Source organism: Saccharibacillus kuerlensis DSM 22868 (genome assembly GCF_000378145.1).
Lineage (GTDB): Bacteria > Bacillota > Bacilli > Paenibacillales > Paenibacillaceae > Saccharibacillus > Saccharibacillus kuerlensis.
On record NZ_KB899318.1, the window covers coordinates 1 to 17451 of the forward strand.

Below are 17451 nucleotides of genomic sequence, written 5' to 3' on the forward strand. Positions count from 1 at the left end.
AAATACAGTTTGCAGAACACTCGAGAATGTCGTAGACTTTGTCATGAGGTCGCCTCGTTTCGATGTTTGTAGGGGTACAAACAGCTTAACAAACAGGCGTCCTTTTTGCTATTTTTTGGTTAATCAACAGGCCTACTGATATACAACTAATTGTTGAAAAAAGAGTGTCGAAGTGAAAAAGGAGCTATTTAAGTGTATATGCGCACTTAATTATTATATTTGCTGCTACTTTGCTGTCCCTTGTTCTTTCTCCATTATTTCTGTGACTCACTTATCGTTTCTCTGCCATTCTCTTCCGCTGCTCTGACACGCTCTATCGTTTCTTAGCTCTTATGCTTATGCTTTTGCTTTTGCTTTTGCTTTTGCTTTTGCTTTTGCTTTTGCTTTTGCTTTTGCTTTTAGCTTTCTTCCTTGTCTTACCCTTACCTCACTTTTTTTCTATTGTCTTTCTGTTATTTACCCGCTATTTGTCGGCCAACGGAATCATTGTCCGCACTCGGCGTTCAAACGTTGCGACTTCGCGCACACCGAGGCTTCGCAGTTGAGCACGTGCCTGGTCCAGATTCTCCGACAGTTTGGCAGGAGCATGAGCGTCGGATCCCAATGTCAGCGGAATACCCAGATCTATCGCCCGTCGCAGCAGATTTTCAGACGGGAACATCTCGGCGCACGGCTTGGTTAAGCCAGACGCATTCAATTCCATTGCGATACCGCTGTCCGCGATTCGGCGCAGCGCTGCGTTTTCAAACTCGGCTTTCTCTGCATTCTGTTCCGGAGCAGGAGCGAATCCAAAACGCTTGATCACATCGAAATGACCGACAATATCATAGAAGCCCGTATTCGCCGCACGTCCGACTGCATCATAATACTGCCGGTATACTTCAAGCGGATCGCGTCCTTCCCACTGCGCCGTCTGACGGAAATCAGTGACATCCCATTCCCCGAGAAAATGTACCGAACCGATCACGTAATCCCATGGATAAGCATTTACGATTCGCTCGATCTCCTCTTCATAGCCTTCAATATAATCGCCTTCGAGCCCTAATCGGATATCGATCTGCTCCCGGTACTTCTCTTTGAGCGCCAGTACTTCCTCGACATAGCGCGGCAGCTCGTCCATCGGCATGGCCATCTCCGGATAATAATTCGCCGGATTAATGTGAATCAGCGGCATATGGTCCGACAATCCCAGCTGTCCAAGACCCAGCTCGATGCCCTGCAGTACGTACTGTTCCAGCGTACCAACCGCATGCCCGCAGCGTTCATGATGCGTATGATAATCGATCAGCATACAAATTCTCTCCCGTCGTCTAATATTCAGGTCGTCCAAATATTCAAGTCTTCAAGATGCAGAAAAGCGGCGATCCGCTCCGGTCTCCTATCCCCGGGCGTCCGCCGCACTCCTTTTTCTGCCCATCGATTCAGGATCCGCCGGACATTCCCAATCTGCTGACCACTCCTGCTTCGACAAACGTTTCCGCTCTAGTCGCGGCGCGGACGTTCGTGGCGACGGGCCAGTTCGTCCATGATCTCGTCGAGCGGCAGCTTGCGCTCCTGCAGCAGCACCAGCAGGTGATAGATCAGATCGCTTACTTCAAGCCGCAGCTCGGCGTTGTCGCCGTTTTTGGCTGCGATAATCGACTCTGCCGTTTCTTCGCCGACTTTTTTCAAAATCTTGTCGATGCCCTTCTCGAACAGGTAGGTCGTATAGGCGCCTTCCGGCCGTTCGATATACCGCTCTGCGATAATTCCTTCCAGCTCGGCCAGCACTTCAAAGCGTCCATTGGAAGCGGAACTTCCGCCGACAGACGGATTCACCGATTCCGGTTCCATCCCAAGCACCCGCTCGCTCTCTGCGCCGGCTTGACTTGGAGCGGCAGCAATCGACTCCGCCGATGTCACTGCAGCACCGTTCTCAGCCGCCGATTCCAACGTTGTCTTATTGAAGAAGCAGCTTACCCGTCCCGTGTGGCAGGCCGGTCCGGCCGGCTGCACGCCAACGAGCAGCGCGTCGCCGTCACAATCGTAGCTCAGCGAAACGATCCGTTGCACATTGCCTGACGTAGCGCCTTTGTGCCAGAACTCCTGACGTGAACGGCTCCAGAACCATGTCTCGCCCGATTCAATCGAACGGCGCAGCGATTCTTCGTTCATATAGGCCAGCGTCAGTACTTCCCCGCTCTCCGCGTCCTGTACAATTACCGGGGCCAGTCCCTGCGCATCCCATTTCACATTCGCCGCGAACTCTTCCGGCAAAACCGTTACATCCGTGTCTCGATTCATCTGATTTCGACTCCTTTTTGCTTCAATTGGTTCTTCAGGTCTGGAATCGCGATCTCTTTATAATGAAAAATGGTCGCCGCAAGTCCCGCATCCGCAGCGCCTTCCGTAAATACATCATAGAAGTGTTCCGATCTGCCGGCTCCGCCCGAGGCGATGACCGGCACCGACACTTCGCGGCATACCGCACGTGTCAGGTCCAGATCGAACCCGTCTTTTGTACCGTCTGCGTCCATGCTTGTCAGCAGAATTTCACCCGCTCCAAGCGATTCCGCCTTTCGTACCCATTCCAGTGTCCGAATCCCTGTCGGCTTGCGTCCGCCGTGCGTGTAGACTTCCCATTCCTTCCACTCGGGATTGTACTTGGCGTCCACCGCCAGCACGATACATTGCGAACCGAATCGGCGAGCGCCTTCGGAAATCAGCTCTGGCCGCAGCACTGCCGCCGTGTTGACTGCCGTCTTGTCGGCACCGGCACGCAGAATACGCTTCATGTCGTCCACCTGCGAGATGCCGCCGCCGACCGTGAACGGAATCGTAATCTCGCCTGCCGTCTGACGTACGACCTCGACCATCGTTGCCCGTCCTTCCACCGAAGCGGAAATATCGAGGAATACCAGCTCGTCCGCGCCTTCCCGGTCATAGACCGAAGCCAGTTCGACCGGATCGCCGGCATCGCGCAGATTGACGAAATTAACCCCTTTGACCACGCGTCCGTCTTTTACGTCCAGACACGGAATAATTCGTTTCGCGAGCATGCGGCTCCCCCTTCCGAATACCTTTTGCTTACTATTCTATCGCTTAACGTCCAACCGCGGCCAGTGCCGATGCCAGATCGATATTTCCTGTGTACAGCGCTTTGCCGACGATAGCGCCCCCGATTCCCTCCTGTACATGTGCCGCCAGACGTTCCAAATCCCCCTGCACGGTAACGCCGCCGGAAGCGATCACCGTTTTGCCAGACGCTTTCGCCAGGCTCAAAATCGCTTCCACGTTTGGCCCCTGCATCATGCCGTCACGCGAGATGTCGGTAAAGATAAACGTTTCCGCTCCTTTTGCCGCCAGTTCCTTCGCCAGATCTTCCGCTTTAACTTCGGACGTTTCCAGCCAGCCGCGTGTCGCGACAAAGCCGTTTCTCGCATCGATCCCGATTGCCGCGCGGTCGCCGTATTCGGCCAGTACTTTTTCCGTAAAAGCTTTATCTTCGATCGCGGCCGTGCCCAGAATAACCCGACTGACGCCGAGCGACAGCAGCAGCTTCACGTCTTCAAACGTACGCAGCCCGCCGCCGATCTGTACGGGAACATTCAGCGCCGAAGCGATGTTTCCGATCAGCTCGTGATTGACCGGACGGCCTTCTTTTGCTCCATCAAGATCGACCAGGTGGACGTATTTGCCGCCGAGCGCTTCCCACTGCTTCGCCGCATCCAGCGGACTTTCGTTAAATACCGTTTCCTGGGCGTAATCGCCCTGCAGCAAACGCACGCATTTGCCGCCGCGGATATCGATTGCCGGATATATTGTAAATGCCGTCATATACAGCTCTCCTTTTCGCTTATCCAAAATTGTTCGCTCTTCGTTATACGCTCGCTTGTCCTTCGGACAGCTTTAGGAAATTCCGCAGCAGACTCATTCCCAGCTCTCCACTCTTCTCAGGGTGGAACTGCATGCCGTAGACGTTGTCTCGTCCGACAATTGCCGTGACCGGCAGTCCGTAATCCGCCGATGCGATCAGATCGTTCGGCTCAGTCAGCTCTACATGGTAAGAGTGGACGAAGTAGACATGCCCCTGCTCCAGCCCGTCCAGCATAGGCTCATCAGCACGTGTAAAGTTCAGCCGGTTCCATCCCATATGCGGGACTTTCAGCTCTCCGGCTTCAAAACGTACAGCGCGTCCCGGCAGAAGACCCAGCCCTTCATTCTCTCCGTGCTCATGGCTGCCGTCGAACAGCAGCTGCATGCCGAGACAGATGCCGAGCAGCGGCTTGCCTTCACCCGCAGCGCGGCGCATAACCAGATCCAGACCGGTGTCCCGGAGATGGTTCATCGCATCGCCGAACGCGCCCACGCCGGGCAGCAGTACGCTGGACGACCGCATAATCTCCACCTCGTCACCGGTGATCAGATAATCGTAGCCGAGCCGCTCGACCGCCTTGCTGACGCTGTGCAGGTTGCCCATTCCGTAGTCGACGATGGCGATCGTCATACTACAGCACTCCCTTCGTCGACGGAATACCGGTTACGCGAGGATCGATCGAGGTTGCCTCGTCGAGTGCGCGTCCGAGCGCCTTGAATATCGCTTCGATCATATGATGCGTGTTGCGGCCGTAGTGCACGATAACATGCAGCGTAATCCGCGATTCCAGCGCAAACTTCCATAGGAATTCATGTACCATCTCCGTTGAGAATGTACCAACCAGATTCGACGGATACTCTGCGCGGTATTCGAAATGCGGCCGTCCGCTTACGTCGATAATGACTTGGGCTAATGCCTCGTCCATCGGAATGAATACATTGGCATAACGCTTGATCCCGCGTTTGTCACCAAGCGATTCCAGCAGTGCGCTGCCGAGGCAGATGCCGATATCTTCGACCGTATGGTGATCGTCGATATCAATATCTCCGTCCGCGTCCACTTTCAGATCGAACTGTCCGTGTTTGGCAAACAGGTCGAGCATATGATTGAGAAAAGGAACCCCTGTCGAGATCTCCGATACGCCTGTGCCGTCAATTCCATACGACAGCTTGATATCCGTTTCGTTCGTTTTGCGTGCGATACTCGCACTCCGCACATTGGCTTGGTTGTTTTCCGTCATGATCCGTCCTCCGTCCTCTTCTCCATTTTCCGATCAATCTATCACAGTGTCGTTCCATATCATTTACTATCCTTATTATCATTAGTTATCTATTATTATTGTTTACTACCGTTTTTATTTATTATTGTGTACTATCGTTGCTGCCTATTATTATCGTTTATTCGCCCTGCGGACGCTCCGGCCCTTCTTTTTGCACTCGGATCTCGATCGCTCTTGCGTGACCTTCCAGTCCTTCGCGTCGTGCCAGCTCCATAATCGTCGCTGCATTTTGCATCAGCGCCTGCTTGCTGTACTGGATCAGGCTCGATTTCTTAATAAAATCGTCCACATCAACCGGCGAGGCGAAACGTGCTGTACCGTTGGTCGGAATAATATGGTTCGGACCTGCGAAGTAATCGCCTACCGGTTCTGAACTGTAAGGTCCCAAGAAGATGGCTCCGGCGTTCTCGATCAGGCCGAGGTAATCGGTCGGATTCTGCACCATAACCTCCAGATGTTCTGGCGCCAGCCGATTGACGATTGTGATCCCTTCTTCAATGCTTTCCGTAACGATAATTGCGCCGTAGTTCTCAATCGAAGCGCGCGCGATCGGTTCCCGCGGCAGCAGCGACAGCTGCCGCTCCACTTCCGCCGATACATATTCCGCCAGCCGCTCCGATGTCGTCACCAGAATAGCCGACGCCAGTTCGTCATGTTCCGCCTGTGACAGCAGATCGGCCGCCACGTATTCCGGGTCGGCCGTTTCGTCGGCAAGGACGATAATTTCGCTTGGACCGGCCAGGCTGTCGATATCGACCAGCCCGTAGACTTCGCGCTTCGCCAGCGCAACGTAGATGTTGCCGGGTCCGCAGATCTTGTCGACCCGCTCGATGCTCTCCGTTCCGTAAGCCAGCGCCGCAATCGCCTGCGCGCCGCCAACCCGATAAATTTCGGTTACGCCCGCTTCCGCAGCGGCAACCAAAATATACGGGTCGATGCCTTCGCGACCGCCCGTTGCCGGCGGCGTTACCATCACAATCTCCGGCACGCCCGCTACTTGAGCAGGAATCACGTTCATCAGGACCGAAGACGGATAAGCAGCTTTGCCGCCCGGCACGTATACGCCGACCCGGCGCAGCGGACGAATAATTTGTCCAAGCATGCCTCCATCTGGCTGAAGTTCCATCCACGAGTTGCGCTTCTGCCGTTCGTGATAGACCCGGATATTTGCTGCAGCGGCTCTGATCGCGTCCACGAACGATGCTTCGACCCGGCCGTACGCTTCCTGCAGTTCCGCGTCCGTTACGCGAAGCTCCGAAGCCTGAAGCTTCGTCCGATCAAAACTTTCCGTATAGCGCAGCAGGGCCGCATCGCCTTCCGCTTTGACGGAGCCGACGATTGCCTTGACCGCCGCCACTTGTTCCTCCGAGCCGTATTCCACGTCCCGACGCAGATCGAACTGCGCCGCTGCTACAATCTTCATGGTCTTTCCTCCCGCTCTTCATCTGCTTCTATTCATTAAGAATTGCTCAGGATTTCACCGTTCCCGGCCATTACTTTTTCCAATTGGCTGCACAGCTGCTGAATCTCATCATTCTTCATTCGGTAGCTGACCCGATTCGCAATCAGTCGGCTCGTAATGCCGAAGATGCTTTCCCGCTCGACCAATCCATTATCTTTCAATGTCTGCCCCGTTTCCACCATATCGACGATTCGGTCGGCCAATCCGATCAGCGGAGCCAACTCGATCGAACCGTTCAGCTTAATAACCTCGACCTGTTCGCCCTGTTCACGGAAATAACGCGTCGCCACGTTCGGATACTTGGTCGCCACCCGCAGATGGATGCCCGGCTGCCAATCCGGCAGTGCGATTACCGACATCCGGCATCTGGCGATGCCCAGATCCAGCAGTTCGTATACATCACGGTTCTCCTCAAGCAGCACGTCCTTACCGACGATTCCGATATCGGCTACGCCATATTCTACATATGTCGGCACGTCAACCGGTTTTGCCATAATGAATTCCATGTTCGCTTCCGGAATCGGAATAACCAGCCGGCGCGAATCGTCAACATCGTCCGGAATAAAGATGCCGGCTTCGCGGAACAGCTGCGCCGCTTTCTTGTAGATGCGCCCTTTCGGCATCGCTACCTTCAGCACTTCTGCCATGTCTCTCTCCTCCTCTTGTCAGGATTATTTTACCGATTGATTTTCACCGGTGAAACGAAGTACTCGGCTGTATCGGCCACCTTGCTCCCCATCGGCGTTAGCAGCTTCTTGTGTCGAAATGGCGGACTCTTCACGTTCCGCAGAAAGTCTTGTAACCGCCGTACGTCCTTCCGCACGAAGCCGTCCGGCCTCGGCCAATGCCTCTGCCCGCCGGTTCGTATCGTAAACGATCAGCACCGGAAGTTCCTCTTCCGACTCCGGATCTTCGACGCCGTCGAGAATCCGATTCGTCTTAAGCGCGAATCCGGTTGCCGGTATATCGCGCCCAAACTGCCGCAGCAGATTGTCGTAGCGTCCGCCGCTGCAGACCGGGAAACCCAATTCGGCGGCGTAGCCTTCAAATACCATGCCCGTATAATAGGAGAAATCCCCGATCATGGTCAGATCGATCAGTACATGCTCCGACACGCCGTAGTCGTCGAGCGCTTCCCAGACGCTGCACAGATGCCGCAGCGACTCCAGTGCAAGCGGATGGCGGCTCAGCCCGGCCGCCAACTGACATACCTCGCGGCCGCCGCGCAGCCGCAGAATGCCCTCGAGCTCCTCCTGCTGCTCCCGGTTCAAGCCAAGTGCTTCCGCAGCTTCCCGGAAGCCGACATAGTCGCGGTGCAGCAGGCGCTCTTTCAGCGCAAGCTGGTCTTCCAAGCGATCCGGCAGCGCCTCGGCGAACAGTCCGTTCAGGAACCCGACATGTCCCAGTGCAAACTTGAACGTCTTCACACCGGCAGCCTGCAGTGAAGCGATCGCCAGCGCGACCACTTCCGCATCCGCCTCCGGCGAACGGTCGCCGATCAGCTCGACTCCCGTCTGAAAGAACTCCGCTTCGCGTCCTGCCTCTTCTTCAATGGCCCGGAACACATTCGCATGATACGACAGCCGCAGCGGCAGCGGTTCGTCACGAAGCAGCGACGAAGCAGCACGTGCGATCGGCGCAGTCATATCCGAACGCAGCACCAGCGTCTGACCGCGGTTGTTAAGCAGCTTGAACAACTTGCGGTCCGATGTCGAACTGGCGATACCTACAGTATCGTAATATTCGATCGTCGGCGTTTTGATCGGCTCATAGCCCCAGCGCGACATACAGTCGAGCACACTGTGTTCAATCCGGCGCAGTCGCTTCGTCGCGCGCGGCAGATAATCCCGAACGCCAACCGGTTTTTCAAATCCCTTCGGTTTGGACATTTTGTTCACCCCTATGGTTCGTCTCTAATGGCTATCCAGTTATTTCACAATCTAATTACTCTCCAGTTACTACCCAGCTTGATCTATTTATACCCGATTTCGGAGCAGGCTCTTCTTCCCTTCGATCAGGGTAGGCCTGTATCTTATCGGATTCATCCGAAATCCTCGACAATTCCCTTCGCAAACGATAACATCGTTTGCTTCACCATGGTACAGTGATAACATGGTAGTAAAATAAAGCGTACGGATATATTAGCACTTTTCCCCGGGTAGAGTCAACGAGCACATTTATTGAATCGTCCAAAAAAGAAATACAGAAAAACCCTCTCCCAAAGTATAAGGAGAGGGTTTTCTTTCTCATCTTACATACCGGATGCCTGCCCCGACCCGGAGGATCAGCATCCGAGAATTGGACGGCGGATCCCTCCCGCCGACCTGTCATTGTTGTCGCCGGCTCCCTGTGCTTTGCGCGCTGTGGCTTACGGCCGCAAGAGGAACGCACGGCGCACCGCTCACACGTTGCGATTGGTTGCCGAGGCTGGTGCGGACGGACCCGTTTTCTTTTTACGCAGAGAAGCCGGAATATTCCCCAGCAGCACCCATGCCCCTGGAATCCAGCGTAGAATCAACTGTGTGACGATCCAGGATACAATAAGCGCGCAGAGCAGACCGCCATAGACCCAAGCAAAATACGTGACCGATCCCAAATGGAAACGTTCGAAAAACCAGTCATACGTATCCCGGTAATAACCGAGTACCAGGGGGTGAACGAGATATACGGCAAAAGACAATTCGCCGAGCCGCGTCAGCAGCTTGACCAGCCATTTCGGTCCCTTGCGGAACAGGACAAATGCAATTCGCATCAGGACCATCGCGGTTAGCATCGTATGAAGATTCCACAGCAGTTCATACCAGAGCGAGTCGGCAACCATTTGGTGCAGTCGAACTTCCTGATAGAACCATACATGAACACCAACAACGACTGCCCAAGACACCCATAATGTCGTGTTCCAGAACTTGGCCTTGGGAGACAAATCTTTGGCATCATTCATCAGCCATCCACGTATCTTGTCGAAATGGATAGCGAGAAAAGCGCCAATCATGTAGTAGGACAAGTATGTAATTGCAAGATTCCCTTTGGATGGGTAGTGCAGCTCGTATTTGTTCCACAACACAAATCCCCACTGCAGAACAAGACCAATGGGAATAGCCCAACGCGTAAACCATTTGGAAGACTTGAACAGCAGCAGCAGCAGCGGGAACAGAATATAGAACTGAACACTGATATACACAAAGTAGAGGTGCGTATAAGCTTTGCCTTCCGTCAAGTTTTTCCAATAACGAGCGAGCATATCGCTGTAAGTCTCTGCACCTGTTCCAAGCGTACCCGCCACATGCATCTTATAGATGAAATACACGGCCGAGATCAACACGTAAGGAAGGAGAATGTAAAGCATTCGCTTTTTGTAGAATCCTCCAACCAGCTTTCCATTGAGTGGACGGTTATAGTAGTTGTAGAACAGTACGAAGCTGCTCAGCATAATGAACGAAGGCGTACCATAACGGAAAAACACATTAATGAAATTGATCAAATAAAAACCTTTCAGATGAACCGATGCCATCGTTGCGAACGATGTGGCATGCACATGCAGCACACCCAGGATGGCCAGCGCACGGAACGTATCCAGCTGCGGCAGCCTTTCTTTCTTTACAGATACAGAACTCAAATTAATTACTCCCTTCTCCGGCCGCTTGTTTCAATTGTCTTCTTAAAAGCGATCCGGCTCGTCTCCTAGCTTGCTCCGGTCTCTGCTTATCGAAACGAAAAGCGGGACGGCTGTATCGCCCCCCGCTCTGCGCCATCTCGCATAATATCCGACATGTGCGCCATATGTTCCTTCTCAATGAGTTCCGAAAAAAGCTAAGCTGCGAGCACTTTTTCTCCAGGTTATCACTTAAGGATTTTTTCGTTCGATCGTCCGCAGCGGATTTCCGCCGACGAATGTTCCCGCCTCCACATCGCGATGGACAACCGAACCGGCAGCCACCACTGCACCGTCACCGATTGTTACACCGGGCAGAATCGTAGAATTGGCACCTATCATGACTTCATCTCCAATGACGACCTCGCCGAGACGGTATTCACGAATCAAATACTCATGTGCCAGAATAGTCGTATTGTAGCCAATGACTGTGTTGCGTCCAATCGTAATCTTTTCCGGAAAAAAGACATCGACCATAACCATAAGGCCGAAAGCCGTATCCCGACCCACTTTCATGTGGAGGATACGGCGGTAAATCCAGTTTTTCAATTCCAGAGCCGGGCAGTAACGCGCAATCTGGATAAAAATAAAGTTTTTGACGCCCTTCCATGGGCTGACCGTCTTGTAGATCTGGCGTAAAGCATTCGGACCGTCTTCAACGAAGTGTCGCTCCGTTTTTCTCATGCTTCTTTACGCTCCGTTCCGGTCAGCTTGTACAAGTCGCGCATATCATACAGAATGTGATCCGGTCCGTAGCCCGAGAGCACCTGTTCACCCTTCAGCGACCAGGCGACTGCTGCGGAACGTACTCCGGCATTTTGAGCCGATTGAATGTCGGCCGGACTATCGCCAACCATCAATGTAGTATTCGGATCGGCTCCCATAATCTCAAGCGCCGTCAGTACCGGCTCGGCATGCGGCTTCGGATTCGTGATGTCTGTAACGGTCACAACCGCATCCATATAGCGATACAGGTCGAACATTTCCAGCACCTTCATCGTAGTCGGCCGAATCTTTGTTGTCACAATGCCAAGCCGAATGCCTGCCGAATGCAGATTCTGTACAACCTCCTGCACGTAAGGGAACGGATTGACCATCGCATCGTGATGCGTCAGATTATAAGTGCGATATGCTTTTTCCAATTCATGCACATCTTCCAGACCGGAAAATACGCGCAGCTGGTTTTCCAGTGTCGTGCCCATATGCGGAATGATCATTTCCCTGGTCAACTGGACGCCGCTTACTGCATGGATAAAAGAATCGATGATCAGCTCATTTGTATCGATAATCGTACCGTCCAGATCGAACAATACTGTCTTGATTGCAGAACTCATGCTGTCACTCCTTACGCACAGAATCTTCGCCTTGGGGCGGTGTGTCGTTCCGATCTACCGATGAAGCTCGATCCGTATTGTTTTTTTTGACAGCCGGACGCTCTACCGCAGAAGAAGCTTCCGGACGATGATGTTCATCCACCGCTGCAGGTGCGTTCTCCAACTTCGACGAAACGATCGGATCAGAATATCGGATATTCGCCTGACCGTTCTTGCGGCGAATAATGATCAGTGCAATCGCGACAACGAAGAATACAATCGCGAGCAGCTGAGAAATCCGTATATTGCCGTAAGCCGGATCAAGGTAGCCTTCCGAGAATCCGAGCCAAGTCATCGGAGTCCACAACCCGTCGATCAGCGAAACCAACCAACCCGGACCCTGAAATGCCAGACTGTCCGTACGCAGCGCTTCGATAAAGAAACGGCCGATCGCGTACCAGATAAAGTACCCGATAAAGATTTCACCCGCACGGACAAATTTCTGTCGGCGAATAATAAAGATCAAAATAATACCGAGAAGATTCCAGCACGATTCGTACAGGAACGTGGGATGACGAAATATGCCTTCGATATTCATCTGATTGACGATAAAGTTTGGCAGATGCAGCGTTCCCCGGAGGAAACTTTCTGTCGTCTCGCCACCGTAGGCTTCTTGGTTAATGAAGTTGCCCCAACGGCCGATAAGTTGACCGGCCAGCAGGCCCGGCGCGCAAATATCCGCGATTCGCCAGAAACTGTACCCTTTAATCCTTGTATAGATGATTCCGCACAATACGGCTCCGATCAGCGCACCATAGATTGCGATGCCGCCTTCCCAAATAGCAAAAATTTTAATCGGATTGTTCTTGTACTGATCCCATTGGAAAGCCACATAGTAGATTCGGGCACAGATAATTGCCGACGGAACGCCGAACAGCAGAATATCCATAAACAGCTCCTGTGACAGTCCGAACCGTTTACCTTCGCGCATCGCGAGCAGCAGGCCGGCTACAGCACCCAGACCAAGAATCAGCCCATACCAATGTACCGCTATAGGTCCGATTTTGAATGCGATCGGATCGATCGCCAGTAATGCTCCCATTCCTTAATCCTCCTAGTCCAGATCGTCCATGTCGTCAGCAATGGTCGCGGTCAATTTATGGGTAAATTGCTGCGCCGCATTGTAACCCATACGCTTCAGACGGAAGTTCATTGCCGCTACCTCGATAATTACAGCCAGATTTCGGCCGGGGCGAACCGGAACGGTAACGAGCGGAACGTCCGTATCGATAATGCGTGTCGTCTCTTCATCAAGGCCCAGGCGATCATACTGCTTGTCCGCCTGCCAGTTCTCCAGACGTACAACCAATGTAATACGCTTATGATTGCGGATTGCGCCGGCACCGAACAAGGTCATAACGTTGATAATGCCTACGCCGCGAATCTCAAGCAAATGACGGATCAGTTCCGGCGCTGTTCCATCGAGCTGATTGTCAGCGCTCTGACGAATTTCGACCGCATCATCGGCGATCAGACGATGGCCGCGCTTGACCAACTCCAGCGCCGTCTCACTTTTACCGATGCCGCTGCTGCCCGTAATAATAATCCCTACGCCATAGACGTCTACCAGCACACCGTGAATCGTTGTTGTCGGAGCAAGCTTGCGTTCCAGGAAACCAGTCACGCGGCTGGATAGACTGGTCGTAGACATCCCGCTTCTCAATACCGGAATATCCCGTTCGGAACTGATCTGAACCAGTTCTTCGGGTACATCGAAAGATCGAGTCACAATAATACACGGCGTGTCTTCATTACAGAGCCTGCTCATGCGATCCAACTTGTCTTCCTTCGAGAGCATATGATAAAAAGTCAGCTCGGTCTTACCCAGCAGCTGAATCCGCTCCGGCGAATGATACTCGAAGTACCCGGCCATTTCGAGCCCTGGTCGGTTCAGGTCGTCGACAACAATTAGGCGTCGCAGTCCTTTTTCGCCCGATACGACTTCGAACTGAAATTGTTGGACCAACTCGGCTACTTTTACCTTTTTAGCCATTCCGTATTCTTCCCTTCTCATGGTCATTCTGATATGGAATCGTCAACCAGCTGTTTACACACTATCTTATTCATCGTAAAGGAAATGCCCGTTGAAAGCAATGCTCGTTCGCCCGCCGACCATACGAAAAAGCCGCCCGAGAGGGCGGCTTGCTATGCTCGCTTGTTCAGCAAACAAAATTATTTCATATCGTAAAAGACGTTCATTTCCGAATCTCTGTCGAAGATGTGCACTTTATTCATGTCGATAGCCAATTTGACTTTCGAACCTTCACGTACACTCGAACGACCGTCTACACGCGCGATTGTCGTTTCAACGCCCAAACCGCTCAAGTACAGAAGCATTTCGTGACCGAGGTTCTCGGTAACTTCTACGCTTGCAGCAAAGATTGTGTTTGGCGAAGCTTCCAGGAATACTGGCTCTTCGTGAATGTCTTCTGGACGGAGGCCCATGATAACTTCCTTACCGACCAGGGATTTGTCACGCAGAATTTGAGCTTTGCCGCGAGGCACTTCAACGTCAAGTCCTTGAGCCTGGAAGTGCAGTGCAGTTCCATTATCAACCAGTTGACCGTTGATGAAGTTCATTGTCGGGGAACCGATAAATCCGGCAACGAAGATATTCGTCGGATTGTTGTACAGTTCTTCCGGCGGAGCTGCCTGCTGAATGATGCCGTCTTTCATAACGACGATGCGATCGCCCATTGTCATGGCTTCGATCTGGTCGTGTGTTACGTAGATGCATGTTGTTTCAAGGCGTTTAACCAGCTTTGTAATTTCGGCACGCATCTGACCGCGCAGTTTAGCATCCAGGTTGGAAAGAGGCTCGTCCATCAGGAAGACTTGCGGATCCCGGACGATAGCGCGTCCCAAGGCAACCCGCTGACGCTGACCGCCGGAGAGGGCTTTAGGTTTACGCTCAAGCAGATGTTCGATATCGAGAATTTTCGCCGCTTCACGTACGCGTCTCTCGATTTCGTCCTTTTTCACTTTACGCAGCTTCAGACCAAACGCCATATTCGAGTACACGTCCATGTGTGGGTAAAGGGCGTAGGACTGGAATACCATCGCGATATCGCGGTCTTTCGGAGCAACGTCGTTTACGACGCGGTCACCGATATACAATTTGCCTTCGGAAATTTCTTCAAGACCCGCGATCATACGCAGTGTCGTCGATTTTCCGCAGCCGGAAGGACCGACCAGGACGAGGAATTCTTTGTCTTTGATGTCAAGGTTAACGTCGACTACCGTTGCTTTGTCGGAACCTGCGTATTTCTTGTAGATATGTTCTAAGCGTACACCAGCCATTGAATGTTGCCTCCCTGTATTAAGGATATGTGTATAGCGCTAAACTGCTTTCTGTGACCTGTTTCCATAGTAACCTGTATGCGCTTTCTTGGCTATCTACAAACTGCACAAAAATCCGCTCAGTCTTTTGTCACTTTATCCAATAGCAAGGCCAGCTTCATCAATACCGCGTCTCTAAAGTTCCGCACATCAAGTCCTGTTTCCTGCTTTACTTTATCTAATCTATAGATCAGCGTGTTCCGGTGAATATACAACCTTTTCGCCGTCTCACTGACGTTGCAGTTCATCTGAAAAAATGTCTCCAGTGTTGTCAGTGTCTCGCTATCCTCCATAATGACTGAGCGCCCTTCAATCTGCTCCATGAATCGTTCTCTTTGCTCTGTCGGGATACTGTAGACCAGACGCTCCACTTCCAACTCCCACGGCAGATGTACATTGCGCGTTACATGGAAAGTTTTCCCCAGAAATACGCTCTCTCTCAGCAAACGCAGAGCCGCCACCAGACCATGCGCAGGCTGCAGCGGTTCGGACACCGACAAGTTGAAAATGCCCCTCCACTCACTTGCAATCAATTCGTACAAACCGAGACCGAAAGCTTCCAGCAGTTCATGAACAGATTCGTCTTCTTCGCTTCGCTCTTCGGATATTTCGAGTACATCCAGACGATCGACCAGCAGCAGCCACTCCCGACTGCGCAGCGGTACAACCAGCACCTCCCGCTCCAAAAATGTAGATAGCAGCTGATGCAGCTCTTCATAGCCGCCAAGCGAATTCTGTGTACCTTCACAGATCAGCAGGAAGGGAATCATTTCCGTAAAAAGACGGTTCTTCAACAGCAGCGTGTCCGGAAGCTCTTGAGGCGATTCTGCATGTTCCAACTTCTCAGAGAGCCAGAATCCTAACTGCTGTACTCCCGATTCTTCTTCCGGAAGAGGAATTACGGCATCCGAAACCGCTGAATCCAGCAGCAAAGCAATCAAATCGCAAATAGCAGGATCCATCCGATCATCTTCAATTTTGAAAACAAGCTGTTCTTCCGTATTCGAATGGACATTAGGTATCAAAAACCAGGTTGCTCCGGACTCGACTATTCCTTTACGGTTCCAAAGTTCAGATTCCGGCTGTTCGATTACCCTCTGGGAGTTTTTATGCTCAGCAGCTTTAAGCATATTTTGCCAACGGGCATTCTTTAACTTCAACAGTACAACCGGTTTGCCAACAATCGACTCCAACCGTCCCCTGATCTCCTGCACATTCATAGCACGCCCTCCAACACCCGTTTCTTTTTATCTTAACATAAGCCTGAATATGCAAAAAAGCCGCATCCCGTTAATACGGGACACGGCTTCTTGATGAGCCATGAAGGACTCGAACCTTCGACACCCTGATTAAAAGTCAGGTGCTCTACCAACTGAGCTAATGGCTCTCATAATAAAAACTGGTGGAGGCTGATGGATTCGAACCACCGAACTCGGAGAGAACAGATTTACAGTCTGCTGCGTTTGGCCACTTCGCTAAGCCTCCAAAATATAAAGATGGCTCGGGACGGAATCGAACCGCCGACACAAGGATTTTCAGTCCTTTGCTCTACCAACTGAGCTACCGAGCCATACTCCATGAATCTTGTTATTCAATTAAATTAAATGGCGGAACCGACGGGATTTGAACCCGCGATCTCCTGCGTGACAGGCAGGCATGTTAACCCCTACACCACGGTTCCAGACCAAATAATGGTGCCGGCGAGAGGATTCGAACCCCCGACCTACTGATTACAAGTCAGTTGCTCTACCAACTGAGCTACACCGGCATATGATGGTGGAGGCTGAGGGGCTCGAACCCCCGACCCTCTGCTTGTAAGGCAGATGCTCTCCCAGCTGAGCTAAGCCTCCATGGGAATAAAGATTAAAGATAGCGGCGGAGGGGATCGAACCCCCGACCTCACGGGTATGAACCGTACGCTCTAGCCAGCTGAGCTACACCGCCATGTTACAAGTGCCAATTTCTCTTCTATTATAAGAAGGAAATGGCGGAGAGAGAGGGATTCGAACCCTCGCACCGCTAACGCAGTCTAACCCCTTAGCAGAGGGTCCCCTTATAGCCACTTGGGTATCTCTCCAAACCGGTTTTTCCGTGTGATTATTCTCACCGAACATCATCCAGGAAAATAATCCTCACCAGAAAGGACATGCATCTTGCAGTTACAGGATTTGCACCCTGAAAACTGGATCCGAAACAATCTATCTTTGCGTCAACAAAGTGTGCTTTCTTTGAGAAAGCGATAGGATAAGCCCTCGACCGATTAGTACAGGTCAGCTCCATACATTGCTGCACTTCTACCTCCTGCCTATCTACCTCGTCGTCTACAAGGGGTCTTACTACTTGCGTATGGGAAATCTCATCTTGAGGGGGGCTTCACGCTTAGATGCTTTCAGCGTTTATCCCTTCCGCACGTAGCTACCCAGCGATGCTCCTGGCGGAACAACTGGTACACCAGCGGTGCGTCCATCCCGGTCCTCTCGTACTAAGGAC

The 17451-nt window shown here is 52.2% G+C and carries 16 protein-coding genes, 8 tRNA genes and 1 rRNA gene; all 25 read right to left on the minus strand.

Going from position 1 to position 17451, the window contains the following annotated elements:
• Nucleotides 1-463: 463 nt before the first annotated feature.
• Nucleotides 464-1291 (minus strand): histidinol-phosphatase HisJ, encoded by an 828-nt coding sequence (gene hisJ / locus F456_RS0121005; protein WP_018979004.1) that lies wholly within the window; start codon nt 1289-1291, stop codon nt 464-466.
• Nucleotides 1292-1482: 191 nt separating this feature from the next.
• Nucleotides 1483-2283 carry a phosphoribosyl-AMP cyclohydrolase gene (hisI, locus tag F456_RS0121010; protein ID WP_018979005.1) on the minus strand — a complete coding sequence of 267 codons (801 nt, stop codon included), beginning with the start codon at nt 2281-2283 and terminating at the stop codon, nt 1483-1485.
• Complete coding sequence (gene hisF / locus F456_RS0121015) at nt 2280-3038, minus strand: imidazole glycerol phosphate synthase subunit HisF (protein ID WP_018979006.1); 759 nt, start codon at nt 3036-3038, stop codon at nt 2280-2282. Before hisF ends, hisI begins: the two co-directional genes overlap by 4 nt.
• A 43-nt stretch (nt 3039-3081) precedes the next feature.
• Entirely contained in the window at nt 3082-3816 is a 735-nt protein-coding gene (gene hisA / locus F456_RS0121020; protein WP_018979007.1) for a 1-(5-phosphoribosyl)-5-[(5-phosphoribosylamino)methylideneamino]imidazole-4-carboxamide isomerase, read from the minus strand.
• 43 nt (nt 3817-3859) lie between these two features.
• Nucleotides 3860-4486, minus strand: a complete 627-nt coding sequence (gene hisH / locus F456_RS0121025; protein WP_018979008.1) for an imidazole glycerol phosphate synthase subunit HisH — start codon at nt 4484-4486, stop codon at nt 3860-3862.
• A 1-nt stretch (nt 4487) separates the two neighbouring features.
• On the minus strand, nt 4488-5096 hold the full coding sequence (gene hisB / locus F456_RS0121030) for an imidazoleglycerol-phosphate dehydratase HisB (RefSeq protein ID WP_018979009.1): 609 nt from the start codon (nt 5094-5096) through the stop codon (nt 4488-4490).
• Between the two features lie 157 nt (nt 5097-5253).
• The gene (gene hisD / locus F456_RS0121035; RefSeq protein ID WP_018979010.1) at nt 5254-6558 is read right to left on the minus strand and encodes a histidinol dehydrogenase; all 1305 of its coding nucleotides are present in this window, start codon (nt 6556-6558) and stop codon (nt 5254-5256) included.
• Between the two features lie 35 nt (nt 6559-6593).
• On the minus strand, nt 6594-7244 hold the full coding sequence (gene hisG / locus F456_RS0121040; RefSeq protein ID WP_018979011.1) for an ATP phosphoribosyltransferase: 651 nt from the start codon (nt 7242-7244) through the stop codon (nt 6594-6596).
• Between the two features lie 24 nt (nt 7245-7268).
• Nucleotides 7269-8486 (minus strand): ATP phosphoribosyltransferase regulatory subunit, encoded by a 1218-nt coding sequence (locus F456_RS0121045; RefSeq protein ID WP_018979012.1) that lies wholly within the window; start codon nt 8484-8486, stop codon nt 7269-7271.
• A gap of 512 nt (nt 8487-8998) precedes the next feature.
• Nucleotides 8999-10213 (minus strand): acyltransferase, encoded by a 1215-nt coding sequence (locus tag F456_RS0121050; RefSeq protein WP_018979013.1) that lies wholly within the window; start codon nt 10211-10213, stop codon nt 8999-9001.
• Between the two features lie 228 nt (nt 10214-10441).
• The gene (locus F456_RS0121055; RefSeq protein WP_018979014.1) at nt 10442-10933 is read right to left on the minus strand and encodes an acyltransferase; all 492 of its coding nucleotides are present in this window, start codon (nt 10931-10933) and stop codon (nt 10442-10444) included.
• Nucleotides 10930-11583 (minus strand): pyrophosphatase PpaX, encoded by a 654-nt coding sequence (gene ppaX / locus F456_RS0121060; protein ID WP_018979015.1) that lies wholly within the window; start codon nt 11581-11583, stop codon nt 10930-10932. Before ppaX ends, F456_RS0121055 begins: the two co-directional genes overlap by 4 nt.
• A 4-nt stretch (nt 11584-11587) precedes the next feature.
• Nucleotides 11588-12664, minus strand: a complete 1077-nt coding sequence (lgt, locus tag F456_RS0121065) for a prolipoprotein diacylglyceryl transferase (RefSeq protein WP_018979016.1) — start codon at nt 12662-12664, stop codon at nt 11588-11590.
• Nucleotides 12665-12676: 12 nt separating this feature from the next.
• Nucleotides 12677-13615: an HPr(Ser) kinase/phosphatase gene (gene hprK, locus F456_RS0121070; RefSeq protein WP_018979017.1), complete on the minus strand. Its 939-nt coding sequence runs from the start codon at nt 13613-13615 to the stop codon at nt 12677-12679.
• A 179-nt stretch (nt 13616-13794) separates the two neighbouring features.
• Nucleotides 13795-14922: an ABC transporter ATP-binding protein gene (locus F456_RS0121075; protein ID WP_018979018.1), complete on the minus strand. Its 1128-nt coding sequence runs from the start codon at nt 14920-14922 to the stop codon at nt 13795-13797.
• A 119-nt stretch (nt 14923-15041) separates the two neighbouring features.
• A complete protein-coding gene (locus F456_RS0121080; RefSeq protein ID WP_018979019.1) occupies nt 15042-16181 on the minus strand; it encodes a PucR family transcriptional regulator in 1140 nt (379 codons plus the stop codon).
• A gap of 94 nt (nt 16182-16275) precedes the next feature.
• Nucleotides 16276-16348 (minus strand) — tRNA-Lys (locus F456_RS0121085).
• Nucleotides 16349-16361: 13 nt separating this feature from the next.
• Nucleotides 16362-16446, minus strand: a tRNA-Tyr gene (locus tag F456_RS0121090).
• Between the two features lie 12 nt (nt 16447-16458).
• Nucleotides 16459-16531: transfer RNA gene (locus F456_RS0121095), tRNA-Phe, on the minus strand.
• A 35-nt stretch (nt 16532-16566) separates the two neighbouring features.
• Nucleotides 16567-16642, minus strand: a tRNA-Asp gene (locus F456_RS0121100).
• Between the two features lie 11 nt (nt 16643-16653).
• Nucleotides 16654-16729: transfer RNA gene (locus F456_RS0121105), tRNA-Thr, on the minus strand.
• A 6-nt stretch (nt 16730-16735) separates the two neighbouring features.
• Nucleotides 16736-16811 (minus strand) — tRNA-Val (locus F456_RS0121110).
• A gap of 20 nt (nt 16812-16831) precedes the next feature.
• A tRNA-Met gene (locus F456_RS0121115) sits at nt 16832-16905 on the minus strand.
• Nucleotides 16906-16946: 41 nt separating this feature from the next.
• Nucleotides 16947-17038, minus strand: a tRNA-Ser gene (locus F456_RS0121120).
• Nucleotides 17039-17201: 163 nt separating this feature from the next.
• A 23S ribosomal RNA gene (locus F456_RS0121125) occupies nt 17202-17451 on the minus strand; the annotation flags it as partial.

What these genes read in the sequence shown, in the direction of transcription:
- ppaX (WP_018979015.1), bottom strand. Translation starts at nt 11,583, where the DNA reads ATGAGTTCTGCAATCAAGACAGTATTGTTCGATCTGGACGGTACGATT.
- hisJ (WP_018979004.1), bottom strand. Translation starts at nt 1,291, where the DNA reads ATGCTGATCGATTATCATACGCATCATGAACGCTGCGGGCATGCGGTT.
- F456_RS0121045 (WP_018979012.1), bottom strand. Translation starts at nt 8,486, where the DNA reads ATGTCCAAACCGAAGGGATTTGAAAAACCGGTTGGCGTTCGGGATTAT.
- F456_RS0121075 (WP_018979018.1), bottom strand. Translation starts at nt 14,922, where the DNA reads ATGGCTGGTGTACGCTTAGAACATATCTACAAGAAATACGCAGGTTCC.
- F456_RS0121055 (WP_018979014.1), bottom strand. Translation starts at nt 10,933, where the DNA reads ATGAGAAAAACGGAGCGACACTTCGTTGAAGACGGTCCGAATGCTTTA.
- hisI (WP_018979005.1), bottom strand. Translation starts at nt 2,283, where the DNA reads ATGAATCGAGACACGGATGTAACGGTTTTGCCGGAAGAGTTCGCGGCG.
- hprK (WP_018979017.1), bottom strand. Translation starts at nt 13,615, where the DNA reads ATGGCTAAAAAGGTAAAAGTAGCCGAGTTGGTCCAACAATTTCAGTTC.
- hisA (WP_018979007.1), bottom strand. Translation starts at nt 3,816, where the DNA reads ATGACGGCATTTACAATATATCCGGCAATCGATATCCGCGGCGGCAAA.
- hisH (WP_018979008.1), bottom strand. Translation starts at nt 4,486, where the DNA reads ATGACGATCGCCATCGTCGACTACGGAATGGGCAACCTGCACAGCGTC.
- hisD (WP_018979010.1), bottom strand. Translation starts at nt 6,558, where the DNA reads ATGAAGATTGTAGCAGCGGCGCAGTTCGATCTGCGTCGGGACGTGGAA.
- hisB (WP_018979009.1), bottom strand. Translation starts at nt 5,096, where the DNA reads ATGACGGAAAACAACCAAGCCAATGTGCGGAGTGCGAGTATCGCACGC.
- hisF (WP_018979006.1), bottom strand. Translation starts at nt 3,038, where the DNA reads ATGCTCGCGAAACGAATTATTCCGTGTCTGGACGTAAAAGACGGACGC.
- F456_RS0121080 (WP_018979019.1), bottom strand. Translation starts at nt 16,181, where the DNA reads ATGAATGTGCAGGAGATCAGGGGACGGTTGGAGTCGATTGTTGGCAAA.
- hisG (WP_018979011.1), bottom strand. Translation starts at nt 7,244, where the DNA reads ATGGCAGAAGTGCTGAAGGTAGCGATGCCGAAAGGGCGCATCTACAAG.
- lgt (WP_018979016.1), bottom strand. Translation starts at nt 12,664, where the DNA reads ATGGGAGCATTACTGGCGATCGATCCGATCGCATTCAAAATCGGACCT.